We start from the raw sequence: 12,848 nt of genomic DNA on the forward strand, positions 1-12,848 counted from the left end.
TTTTTAATAACGGAAAACTGCCAAAAGATGCAAGGCGCGATGATGACTTATCAGTTTGAGCGCCTATCTTGTATAATTTGCCCCGACCTCCTATCTTTTAATCATTACCGCAACAAATTTTACGCAAATTGGCGTAATTTTTTTAACGGCTATTAACTTTTTCTACAAAATAATGATGAAAGAAAGGATATCCTATGCAATATAAAGCGCCCCTTCGCGACATTCAATTTGTGATGCATGAACTGCTTGACAGTGAAAGTCATTATCAATCTTTGCCAGAATTTCAAGAAACCGACCGCGATTTGATGAACAGCTTGTTTGAAATGGCGGCAAGCTTTGCTGAAAATGAGCTGTCCCCGCTTAACCAAAGCGGCGATGCTGAGGGCTGTCACTTTGACAATGGCGTGGTCACCACCCCAACAGGCTTTAAAGCCGCGTATAAAGAATACTGCGAGCTTGGCTTTCCGGCGCTGTCCGCTGATGAAGCGTTTGGCGGTCAAAACTTGCCATTTTCCATTTCAACCGTTATTAATGAGATGATGGGAACGGCAAACTGGTCATTTTCCATGTATCCAGGGTTATCGCATGGCGCCATCCAAACCATTGAGCACCACGGTACCGACGCCCAAAAAGCCACTTATTTAGAAAAAATGGTCACCGGCGAATGGTCAGGAACGATGTGCTTAACCGAAGCTCATGCCGGCTCGGACTTGGGAATTATCCGAACCAAAGCTGAACCGAATGCCGATGGCAGCTATCAAATCACGGGGCAAAAGATTTTTATTTCGGCAGGGGAGCACGATTTAACCGACAACATCATTCATATCGTCCTTGCGCGACTGCCAAATGCGCCAAAAGGCACCAAAGGCATCTCCCTATTTATCGTTCCTAAAATTTTGATCAATGACGACGGCAGCTTAGGCGATGCCAACAAAGTGACTTGCGGCTCAATCGAGCACAAAATGGGAATCAAAGCGTCCGCCACTTGCGTGATGAACTTTGATGGCGCAACCGGCTATCTGATTGGCCCTGAAAATCGCGGTTTACAATGCATGTTTACCTTTATGAACGTTGCTCGAATTGGCACGGCGGTTCAAGGGGTAACCGCCGCTGAATTTGCTTTTCAAGGGTCGCTCAGCTACGCAAAAGACCGCTTAGCCATGCGCGCCTTATCGGGCGCAAAAGCTCCTGACAAAGCTGCCGACCCCATTATCGTTCACCCTGCCGTCCGCAATATGCTTTTAACCGAAAAAGCCTTTGCCGAAGGCGGTCGCGCCCTTGTTTATTACTTATCGCACTTTGCCGATACTGTTGCCAAAGGCGAAGGCGAGGCGCGCGAATTTGCCGACCAAATGTTATCGCTACTCACCCCGATTGCCAAAGCGTTTTTGACCGAAACCGGATTTGAAGCGGCAAACCACGGCGTCCAAGTTTATGGCGGTCACGGCTTTATCAGCGAATGGGGAATGGAACAAAACGTCCGCGATACCCGAATTGCTTGTCTTTATGAGGGCACCACCGAGATCCAAGCGCTTGATTTACTCGGTCGAAAAGTGCTTGGCTCACAAGGCAAACTGCTTGCCAACTTTGTGCAAATCATCCAAAAGTTCTGTGAAGACCATTGGGACAATGACGCCATGGGGCAATTTGTTAGACCGCTTGCCAAACACGTGAAAGAATGGGGCGAGCTGACCACGCGCATCGGCATGCAAGCGACCGAAAACCCTGAAGCTGTGGGCGGCGCGGCGGTTGATTACCTTTACTTTAGCGGCTATGTGACCCTCGCCTACCTTTGGGCAAGAATGGCACTTGTTGCCCAAATGGCACTTGTTGCCCAAACGGCAATTGATAATGGCTCGGAGGAAGCGGCGTTTTATGATGCCAAAATCAAAACCGCTCAGTTTTATTTTGCCAAACTCCTGCCGCGAAGCAGCACTTACGTTCAGCGAATTGCTACCGGCGTTGAGCCTTACATGAGCATGGACGTTGAGCAATTTGCATTTTAAATGGCGATTTTTAAAAAGCGCCTGTAACTTTAAAACAACTTTAGACGTCGGCAGCCATTTCGGTTGCCGTTTTTTTAGCAATTTCTTTGAATAGCCAGTCACGAAGCGCTACATAAAAGCCGGCTTTGATTTGCTACTATCTTAAAAATGCTTTTCATTGCCACAATAAATAATTATAACTTATTAAGGAGTTCTTATGGCGGACTATAACGCACCTTTGCAAGACATGCGCTTTATTTTAACCGAAGTTTTTGACGCACCCAGCTTTTGGCAAAATAATGAAAAACTGGCTCACGTTGATATTGAAACGGTCGATATGATTTTAGAGGAAATGGCAAAATTTTCTAAAAACGTGCTGCTTCCCATCAACCAATCCGGCGACGAGGAAGGCGCAAAGTACCAAGGCGACGGCGTGGTGACAACGCCCACCGGATTTAAAGACGCTTATCGGCAGTACGCTGAATCGGGCTGGGTTGGTCTTGGTGGCAATCCGGACTTTGGTGGTCAAGGTTTCCCCAAAATGGTCACCATGCTGACCGAGGAGATGATGTTCACGACCAATCAGTCGTTTGCGCTCTACCCCAACTTGACCGTTGGCGCGACGATTTGCTTAAACGCGGCGGCAAGTGACGAACAAAAAGCAAAATATCTAGAAAATCTATATTCAGGGATTTGGTCGGGAACGATGTGCTTGACCGAGCCGCACGCCGGAACGGATTTGGGGATTATTAAAACCAAAGCTACCCCAAATGACGATGGCAGCTATAGCATTTCAGGAACCAAAATTTTTATCACCGGCGGCGAGCATGATTTAACCGAAAACATCATCCATTTGGTGCTTGCTAAAACGCCAAACGCGCCAGCAGGCTCAAAAGGCATCTCACTATTTTTAGTGCCAAAGTTTTTGGTCAATGACGAAGGCAGCTTAGGCGCTCGCAACAATGTGGCGGCAGGGTCGATTGAGCACAAAATGGGCATCAAAGCCTCTGCCACTTGCGTGATGAACTTTGATAATGCTCAAGGCTGGATGGTTGGCGCAGAAAATACAGGGCTGTCTTCGATGTTTATCATGATGAACTATGAGCGCGTGACCATGGGGCTGCAAGGTCTTGGCGGTACCGAGCTTGCTTATCAAAATGCGGCAAAGTATGCCCTTGAGCGTGGTCAAGGTCGCAGCGATACCCAAATTCAAAGCCCTGAAAAGCCTGCCGATGCCATTATTTATCATGCCGACGTTCGCCGCATGCTGCTCAATGCCAAAGCCAATAGCGAGGCGTCGCGCTGCTTTGCGATGTATGTGGCAAAACAGCTCGATACTGAAAAATTTAGCTCCGATATGGAGGCAGCAAAAGCAGCAGCAACCCGCGTGGCGCTATTAACTCCGATTGCCAAGGCGTTTTTAACCGATAAAGCGCTTGAGGCAACCGTTGATTGTCAGCAGGTTTTTGGCGGTCACGGCTACATTAAAGAATGGGGAATGGAGCAAATCGTTCGCGATACCCGAATTGCGCAGATTTATGAGGGCGCAAACGGTATTCAAGCGCTTGATTTTTTAGGTCGAAAAGTTGCCAAAAATGATGGCAAGTATTTGCTGAACTTTTTAGATGAAATCCGCGATTTTGTGGCGAATATGAGCGCAGAGCATGCGATTAAATCAGCCACGCTAAAATCTGCCGACACCATTGAAAAGCTTACCAAAACTGTACTTAGTCATATTGGCTCGCGTAAAAATGAAATTAACGGCTGCGCGGTTGACTTTATGCACGCGGCGGGATATCTGTGCTACGCCTATATGTTCGCGCGAATGGTTGAGGCAGCAAACGGCAAAGACGGCGCGTTTTATGACAATAAAGCCAAGCTTGCCGATTACTTTGTGGCGCGGATTTTGCCACGGCTTGAGGCACACGCGAAAATGGTTGAGGCAGGAAGCGATCCAATTATGAGCTTTGATTTAAGCTATTTTAATCCAAGCAACCATTAAGCAGGATAAACGCTTGCGCTAACTTGGAATTAGGCTATTACTAACTGTTGTTTTTAATTGGGGTGGCAATTCTTTATGGTGCAAAGGCAAATTTTTTAACCTGACTAAATTTACGATTAACCTTAAACCCTAAGGACAGCAGTTGCTGTCCTTTTTATCAACTAATGTTTTTAAAATAAAGCTACTAACAAAATAGTTGAACATTTTTAAGCCATTCCGATTAGAATACGGGAAGCTTTAGCGGTCAGGATGACTCAAAAGCACCCCTACTTTGAGGATTAACGTCATTAACCAGCAAGGCGTCAACAGGACGTCAGCATTTCATAACGACATGAATAACGATAATAGGTGTCCAGTGTCCGAGATAAAACGCATTTTACAGCAGATTACGGCGCTCAGTGAAGTTCCTGAAGCTTCCGTGTTAAAGCGCTTGGTTGATGAGCTGCGGTCGCCTGATAAAGAAGTTGAGCTTGCCAATGCGCGCATTCAAGAGCTGATTGATGTCTTAACGGCGCACCCTGAGTACGCTGATGGGCTTGCAAGCTTTGTGCTCAAGCTGATTATTCAGTATCGCCAAATTGCCTTATTTACTGACACCGGCATTATGTCCGATCAAAGTTTTTTTAGTGGTTTGCGCCGTTTGATTGGGCATCGCTTTTTACCGCTGCTTCCTGAGGACGATTCAGTGGTGGAACTGGTGGCGTTTTTACTCGACAATCACTTTGATGAGCGCTGGCTTGCCAATATCTACCCTGAAAAATGGGATGATCTTATCGCCTTACTTAAAGTGAGCGATGAGCATTTGCATTTGGTCGCCACGGTTAAAAATAACATTTTAAATGCCATCGTCATTTTATCGTATCGCATTACAGGCGTTGGGCTGCATCCAGATTTGATGGAGTCTTATCCGCAGATTTTAAACTATGCCGCCTCCTTTGTGGCACAAAACCAAGAAGCGGTTTTGTTTGTTAACCAATACCGCGAGGCGCACGAATTAGACACGCTAACGGATATTATTCCCAAAGAAGCGGTTGATCCTGCGCCGCTTTTGGTGATGCTTGAGCAGTGTGAAGAGATTGTTGCCACCGTTCGCAAGCGTATTTATAAAACGGGGATTTCGATTCGCGCCACCAACATGATGCTCAGGCTTGACCAAAGCCTTCAGCGGATGCGCATTTTAACTGAGTTGCTGACTTACGACCCAAAAAAACGCGATAAAGCCATTATTGAGTTGATTCAAACGCTGATTATTGCCGCCAATCGCCGCTATAGCATCATGTATTTGATTGACAACAATACCAAGCTGTTATCCAGAAAAGTCACTGAAAACGCCAGTCGCCGCGGCGAGCACTATATCAGCACCGATAAAGCCGGCTATCGCCGCATGTTTAAAATGGCAACCACCGGCGGCTTTGTCATTGCGTTCATGGGAACGACCAAAATTTTGGCGTATCAATTGGCACTTGCGCCGATGGGTCGCGCGTTTGTGAACAGTATGATTTACGGTTTGGGATTTGTGTTTATTCACATCATCCACGGCACGGTAGCGACCAAACAGCCTGCCATGACGGCAGCGGCGATTGCCTCAACCGTATCGAGCAGCTCGGGCAAAAAGTCGCATCAATTAACCAAATTATCTGAATTGATTGTCGATATCATGCGAACCCAGTTCATCGCCATTATGGGAAATATCATGATGGCAGCGCCGGTTGCCTTTCTTATTTCGTTCATTTGGCTGCACTCTACCGGCGCGCCGATGATTAATACCGACAAAGCGGCGCATTTATTGCACGAGCTTGACCCGTTTCACTCCCTTGCCCTGCCCCATGCTGCCATTGCCGGCGTTTATTTATTTTTATCAGGACTGATTGCCGGCTATTATGACAACCTTGCCGTTTACAATAAGGTCGGGGCGCGCATTAAACGCCACTGGCTCGTTAAAAAAATGCTGTCCAAAACTTGGGTGGAACGATTTGGTGATTTTGTCGAAGCCAACCTTGGCGCGATTATGGGCAACTTTATTTTTGGGATATTTTTGGGCAGTACCGCAACCATTGGCTTTATTTTTGGGCTGCCCATCGACATTCGCCACATTGCCTTTTCATCCGCAAACTTAGCTCACGGTTTGTTTAACATTGGCAGCGACCAAATGAGCGTGTCCTTGGTGCTGATTTCGCTGTTGGGGTTAGCGCTGATTGGTTTGGTGAACTTGATGGTCAGCTTTACCTTAGCGCTAATCGTTGCGCTGCGCTCAAAAGATGTGAAAATTTTAGAATGGGGGCGTTTGGGCAAGCTGTTATTTGCCCATGTAATCAGCCAACCTTCTGATTTTTTATGGCCGCGTGAAAAGCCGATGAAATACGCACGAATCAACAGCCAAGGTCATATGATTTTTGAAGATGTGGCGCAAAAAAATGGCAAGCCCATTCCAAGCAATTATGTGGTCAGGCGCTTATCCGACGTTCAAGTGACCACGCAGCCGATACCGACAGCAAAAACCACCACCGACATTCATTACCATAATGATATCAGCCCAACGTTAACGGAAACGCAAATCACGACCGCTAACGACAGCCCAACGCCCGTCAGTGACGCCCCAAAAATCGTGGTTGATTTAGATGACGGGTTAACGGATAGCGAACTTAACAGCGCCCCGCCTTGTGATGATATTCAATATGAAAGTTTGGCAGCGCAAGCCAATGACCCAACGTGTAACGCCAAAACGCCCCTACCTAAACCAAAAAAGCCGCCTAATTTGCCTGACTGATTCAGGCAAATTGGCAGCTACAAAGCGCATAGTGGTTAAAAAGAGCGTGACCGTTAAGACAGCGCTAAATCACTGTTATTTTTTATTGGTTCGCGGCTTTGGGCATTTGGCGCTTGAGGTGATGGTTTTTTCGTCCTCTAAGCGATAAGCCACCAAATTATTGCCCCAAACGCAGCCGCCATCAAGGGCTTTGGCATACGGCAAATCGACTTTGGCTTTTAGCGCCGCCCAATGCCCAAATAAAATCTTGCGCTCACGCGGCACTTGCCATTCAAACCACGGCAAAAAGTCATCCGGCATGGCATCATCGAGGCTTGAGGTAAAGCTAAATTCAAGGGTGCCATCCTGCTTACAAAGGCGCATTCGGGTAAAATAATTGGCAATGGCGCGCATTTTGGTAAAGCCGTTGATGCTGTCCGTCCAGTCATCAGCGCTATTGCTGTACAAATGCGGCAGTAATCGGTCCAGCTGATTGAGGCTGCTTTTTAGCTGAGCTTCCAGTTGCCGAGCGTAACTTTCAGCGTCGCTAATTGACCAATGCGGCGGAATTCCGGCGTGAACCATCACCGTTTTGTCATCAGGATAGGCAAGCAGCGGCTGCCGCCTGAGCCAATCAAGCAGCTCATCACAATCCTCGGCTTTAAAAATCGGCGCCGTCTTGTCTTTTTTGCGGATTTTAACCACGCCGCGCCAAACGGCAATTAAGTTTAAATCATGATTTCCCAGTATCACTCCTGCCGCGCCGCGCTCACAAAGCGCTTTGACATCGCGAAGGGTGTTCAGCGAATCCTCACCGCGAGCGACCAAATCCCCTGCAAACCAAAGCTTGTCTTGTTCAGGGTCAAATTTTAAACTTTTTAACAACTGCTGATAAGCCGCGTGGCAACCTTGCAAATCTCCAATGACGTATTGATGACGAAAACTCATAATCTCTCAATTTTACCGATGAATTTTTTATAAAGCGGCAACGATTTACCGCTTTTTGATATGAATGGACTATTTTTCTTTTTTTGGGATAAAGCTACTCTTTTCAAGGCAAGCGCAGTGATTAGCGTCGTTATCAAAGCTATTTTTCAATACCACTTATCAAGATTACTCACCAAGGGTATCAGCATCTTTTGGCAAGCTTTGAATATGATTGCTTAAATTGACAAAATCGCGGACGCTAAGTGTTTCGGGTCGCGCTTGCGGGTCGATTTGACAAGCTTCAAAATCCGCATCGCTAAGCGTTGGCAAAAGCGATGCGCCTTTAAAAATAGCGCGCAAGGTTTTGCGGCGGTGGTTAAATGCTTCTCGGACGATTAAGGCAAATAACGCTTCATCGTTTGCAACGACCGGTTTATTTACAAATGGCGTTAAGCGAAATACCGCGCTGGTGACTTTTGGCGGCGGATTAAACGCGCCCCTTGGCACCGTTAGCAGATAATCGGTGTCGCAATAATACTGGATAATGACCGACAATCTGCCGTAAGTTTTGCTGCCAACCTCTGCAGTAATGCGCTCAACCACTTCTTTTTGCAGCATAAAATGCATGTCTTTGATGCTGCCTGCAAAGCTTAATAAATGAAATAAAATCGGCGTTGAGATGTTATAAGGCAAATTTCCCACAACGCGTAATTTGCCGCCGCGCGCTTTAGCAATCTCGCCAAAATCCACCGCCATCGCATTGGCTTTGATGATGGTAAAGTCTGGGTGACTGTTCGCGCCAATTCGGATTCGCAAGCTGTCCGCCAAATCACGGTCAAGCTCAACCACGGTCATGGCGTCAACCTCTGCCAATAGCGGCTCGGTCAGCGCGCCCATTCCAGGACCAATTTCAACCAAATTGTCTTGAGATTGTAAATGAATGCTGTCAACGATTTGACGGATGATGCTTTGGTCATGTAAAAAGTTTTGCCCAAAGCGTTTTCGGGGTTGGTGCTTGGCAGCTTTAAGGCTATTTTTTAGGGACTGAGCATCAAAAGGCGATTGGGTCATAACAACTCTTACTGGCGGTGATAAAAGGCTGAGCGGCAAGTTTTTGCTTAAAAGCCGCCACAAAAAGCAATTATATCACAGCCAAAATCCGCGCGCCTAAATGATGCTCCATGACAAGGCGTTAAAATAAGAAAAAAGCTTTTTTAAATCGCAATGCGTTTATTTGCCATCTCATCTGCCATCAATACCGCTTGGTATAAGCTTGAATCGCTTGCACCGCCACGACCTGCCAAATCAAGCGCCGTGCCATGGTCAACTGAGGTGCGAATATACGGCAGCCCAAGGGTTAAATTCACCGTATCGCCAAAGCCATGCGATTTGAGCACCGGCAAGCCTTGGTCGTGATACATGGCAATCACCACATCACAATGGCTTAAATGGCGCGGGGTAAATAAGGTATCGGCAGGCATCGCCAGTGAAATGTCCGCGCCGGCATCAATAAACTGCTGCAATACCGGATTGATGATTTCAATCTCCTCCATGCCCAAATGACCCCCCTCGCCGGCATGCGGATTTAGACCGCAAACCAAAACGCGCGGTCGCAGTAAGCCAAATTTGCTTTGCATATCATCGATGACAATTTGCACGGTTTTTCTAACGTTGTCTTGAGTAATGGCAAAAGGCACGTCTTTTAAGGCTAAGTGAGTCGTTACAAGGGCAACTTTCATTACTTGGTTAGCAAGCATCATCACCACTTTTTGGCAACCGCTTTGCTGCATAAAAAATTCAGTATGACCGCTGAACATCGTTCCATCAAGCAGCTTAATTCCGGCATCAATCAGCGCCGATTTTTGCAAGGGTCCTGTAACAATCGCCGCGACTTGATTGCTTTGTGCCAGATTATGCGCAAGCTCAAGCTGTCTTAGCACCATTTTGGCGTTTTCGGTGTTAATCAGCCCTGCCTCAACGTGATTGGCAGTTGGGACATTGAGCAGCACAAAATCGGCGCTGCCAAAGCTTGGAATATCGAACTGCGGTGCGGTGGTTAAATTCACCGTTTGCCAATTTGGGCATGCCGCCAGTGTGCCACTTGCCATCAACTGCGCGGCGCGCTCTTGCATTGCGGCATTGTCAGCGGTTACCCAAATCGGGCGATTCAACGTTTTAAACTTCCCACTTTGGGCAAGCAGTAACACAATATCCATGCCAATTCCGGCAGGCTCGCCGGTGGTAATTAATAAAGGCAACAGCTGGGTCATATCCACCTCTTTAAAAACAAGTTATGAAATAACAAACATTAATAACAATATATTTTTTATAATAGTTTAAATTAAATAATTATTATGAATAAAATCAAAATCCTAGTTCTTTATAATCCCAAAAACAGCTGCCGCAATTGTGTAATCAGTTGCAAATGCTAATTTTAAAAGACGAAGACTATGCTAAACTCATGCTTTTGATTGTAGCATCAAAAGCTAGGATAATCGTATAGAATTTAGGTTATCCTGCAAACCAAAGCTTGACAGAAGATTTTGCCATTATGACCGATAAAACCACCTCTGAGGACTTGTTAAGTCAGCAGCCGCCCCACAACATTGACATTGAAAAAGCGCTGCTTGCCTCTTTGATGAGCATTGAGGAGTCGTTTGATAAAATCGCCGATATTGTCACTAAAGATGACTTTTATGCGGCGCGGCATCAGCATATTTTTGCTGCCATTGCCCATTTAGCCGCGGTTAATGAGCCTTATGATACGGTCATGGTTCACGATTGGCTTGAGGGTCAAAAGCTGCTCAAGCTTGCCGGCGGCGACAGTTATTTGGCAGACATTTTGACCCAAAGCCCAGCGACCCTTTTTAACCTCACCGCTTACGCCCAAAGGGTTCGCGAGCTGTCCACCTTGCGCCAACTTATCAAAACCGGCAATGAGATGCTCAGCCTTGCTTACAATCCAAAAGACCATAGCGTCAGCGACATTTTAGACAGCGTTGAGGCGTCCGTTTTTAGCATCAACGAGCAGCACAACAAACGCGCCGAGCAGCGTGGTCCTGTGGGAATCACCACGGTGCTAACTAACGTTGTTGACCAAATTCAAGAGCTTAAATCCAACCCCTTTGGCCTAATCGGCCTGCAAACACCGTTTACGGAGCTCAATAACAAAACCCAAGGGCTGCAAAAAGGCGATTTGGTCATCGTTGCGGCCAGACCGTCGATGGGAAAAACAACGTTTGCAATGAACTTAGCAGAAAGCGTTTTATTTAATGAAAGCCTGCCCGTCGTGGTCTTTTCCATGGAAATGCCCGCTGAATCCATCGTTATGCGGCTATTGTCCTCGTGGGGCGCGATTAACCAGACGCACTTGCGCTCAGGACAAATGAGTGAAGATGAATGGGCAAAAATGATGAACGCCATTCAGCATCTTCAGTCCAAACACTTATACATCGATGATAGCACCGCGCTGCCACCGTCTGAATTGCGCTCACGCTGCCGCCGAATCGCTAAAAATCACGATGGCAAAATCGGCGCGATTGTCGTTGATTATCTGCAATTAATGAAAGTGCCAAGCCTTGATGGCAACCGCGTTGGCGAGATTTCTGAGATTTCACGAAGCCTAAAAGCGCTTGCCCGCGAGCTTGAGTGTCCCGTTATCGCGCTATCTCAGCTCAACCGAAGCCTTGAAAACCGCCCCAATAAACGCCCGATCATGTCCGATTTGCGCGAATCAGGAGCGATTGAACAAGACGCCGATTTGATTATGTTTATTTACCGCGATGAGGTTTATAACGAAAACTCTGACCAAAAAGGCATTGCTGAAATCATCATTGGTAAGCAGCGAAATGGCCCTATCGGAACGGTTCGCTTAGCCTTTGAGGGTCAATTTACCCGCTTTACCAACTTAACCCCTGATTATTATCAAGGGGCAAGCTTTGATGATGAGTAAATTATTACCTTTTTACCAAATTCCTATTCACCCCTAAGCAGGATTGTAAATTGCGCGGATATTTCAGCCTTTGACTCCTGATTGCCAATCGATAAGAAGTAAACTATGCGTACTGCAACCATCACCATTGACCCTGCGGCGATTTCCCATAATTTAGGCGAAGTCAAAAAACTGGCGCCAACGTCGCGTATTTTAGCGATGGTCAAAGCCAATGCTTACGGTCACGGCGTTGCAGCGGCGCTGCCGGCGTTACAAGATGCTGATGGTATCGGGGTTGCCACATTTGCCGAAGCACTTGAGGCGAGGCAGCTTGGCTGGTCAAAAATCATCACGCTAATTGAAGGGGTATTTTGTGTTAACGAGTGGCAACAAGCTATAGATGAGGATTGCTGCTGCGTCATTCATCATCAAGCTCAGCTTGATTGGGCGCTTGATTGTCGCCCAAGACCAGAAAGTGCGTCACGAACGGTTTGGCTTAAATTTAACACCGGAATGAACCGGTTAGGCTTTAATGAAGCTGACATTATTAAGGCGGCAACTCAGCTTCACGAAGCCGGTTATGATTTGGTATTGACCACCCATTTTGCCAATGCCGACAGCGTTCAAAATCATCTTAATTCTCAGCAGCTCAAACGCTTTTGCAAAATACTTAACCATTTAAAAAACAATATCAGTACCAAAATTCAAGGCTCGCTTTGCAATTCTGCGGGGATTATCAACTTTGCGCCGTATCATTTTGATTGGGTTCGCCCCGGAATTATGCTTTATGGCGGCTCACCGGTCACCGACCAAAGCGCAGCTGAGTTGAACTTAAAACCGGCGATGGAATTTAGCGCCAAAATCATGGCATTACGAACCATCCATCAAGGCGAAGGTATCGGCTATGGCGGTCATTTTATCGCCCAAAAAGACACTGAGGTGGCACTGGTCAGCATCGGTTACGGTGACGGCTATCCACGCGGCGTGAGCGATTTGGCGGTGGTTTGTTTGCACAATCATAGCGACAATCAGCGCTATTTTTGTCCGATTGTTGGTCGCGTTGCCATGGACATGATGGTGATTGATGTCAGTCATATTCAATCAGCCATTGCGCTTGACAGCAGGGTGGTACTTTGGGGACAAGCGCCGCACATTGATGAGGTAGCAAGGTTTGCTGATACCATCAGCTATGAGCTGCTTTGTAGGCTTAGCTTGCGACCAACGCGGCAGGCGGTCAGTGCTTAACTTATTGCTTAA

Annotated in this window: 8 protein-coding genes; 5 read left to right on the plus strand and 3 right to left on the minus strand. The window is 46.9% G+C overall.

The window, feature by feature from the left end; translation table 11 throughout:
* Positions 1-194 precede the first annotated feature (194 nt).
* The 3 genes from ACZ5XY_RS00875 to ACZ5XY_RS00885 all read left to right on the plus strand — a co-directional run bounded on the left by ACZ5XY_RS00875 (position 195) and on the right by ACZ5XY_RS00885 (position 6,754).
* Positions 195-2,006, plus strand: coding sequence for an acyl-CoA dehydrogenase C-terminal domain-containing protein (locus ACZ5XY_RS00875; RefSeq protein ID WP_464742090.1), 1,812 nt, complete (start codon positions 195-197; stop codon positions 2,004-2,006).
* 196 nt (positions 2,007-2,202) lie between these two features.
* Positions 2,203-3,987, plus strand: coding sequence for an acyl-CoA dehydrogenase C-terminal domain-containing protein (locus ACZ5XY_RS00880; RefSeq protein ID WP_464742092.1), 1,785 nt, complete (start codon positions 2,203-2,205; stop codon positions 3,985-3,987).
* A 355-nt stretch (positions 3,988-4,342) separates the two neighbouring features.
* Positions 4,343-6,754: a site-specific recombinase gene (locus ACZ5XY_RS00885; protein WP_464742094.1), complete on the plus strand. Its 2,412-nt coding sequence runs from the start codon at positions 4,343-4,345 to the stop codon at positions 6,752-6,754.
* Between the two features lie 75 nt (positions 6,755-6,829).
* On the opposite strand, the gene ACZ5XY_RS00890 is transcribed toward ACZ5XY_RS00885, so the two are convergent.
* The 3 genes from ACZ5XY_RS00890 to pdxA form a co-directional block, all read right to left on the minus strand.
* A complete protein-coding gene (locus tag ACZ5XY_RS00890; protein WP_464742096.1) occupies positions 6,830-7,681 on the minus strand; it encodes a symmetrical bis(5'-nucleosyl)-tetraphosphatase in 852 nt (283 codons plus the stop codon).
* 165 nt (positions 7,682-7,846) lie between these two features.
* On the minus strand, positions 7,847-8,731 hold the full coding sequence (rsmA, locus tag ACZ5XY_RS00895; protein ID WP_464742098.1) for a 16S rRNA (adenine(1518)-N(6)/adenine(1519)-N(6))-dimethyltransferase RsmA: 885 nt from the start codon (positions 8,729-8,731) through the stop codon (positions 7,847-7,849).
* A 143-nt stretch (positions 8,732-8,874) separates the two neighbouring features.
* Positions 8,875-9,930: a 4-hydroxythreonine-4-phosphate dehydrogenase PdxA gene (gene pdxA / locus ACZ5XY_RS00900; protein ID WP_464742100.1), complete on the minus strand. Its 1,056-nt coding sequence runs from the start codon at positions 9,928-9,930 to the stop codon at positions 8,875-8,877.
* Positions 9,931-10,211: 281 nt separating this feature from the next.
* Here pdxA and dnaB point away from each other — a divergent pair, with 281 nt between their 5' ends.
* Complete coding sequence (gene dnaB, locus ACZ5XY_RS00905; RefSeq protein WP_464742102.1) at positions 10,212-11,612, plus strand: replicative DNA helicase; 1,401 nt, start codon at positions 10,212-10,214, stop codon at positions 11,610-11,612.
* Positions 11,613-11,717: 105 nt separating this feature from the next.
* Positions 11,718-12,836 (plus strand): alanine racemase, encoded by a 1,119-nt coding sequence (alr, locus tag ACZ5XY_RS00910; RefSeq protein ID WP_464742104.1) that lies wholly within the window; start codon positions 11,718-11,720, stop codon positions 12,834-12,836.
* Positions 12,837-12,848 lie beyond the last annotated feature (12 nt).

Source organism: Psychrobacter sp. GTC18467 (assembly GCF_055397455.1).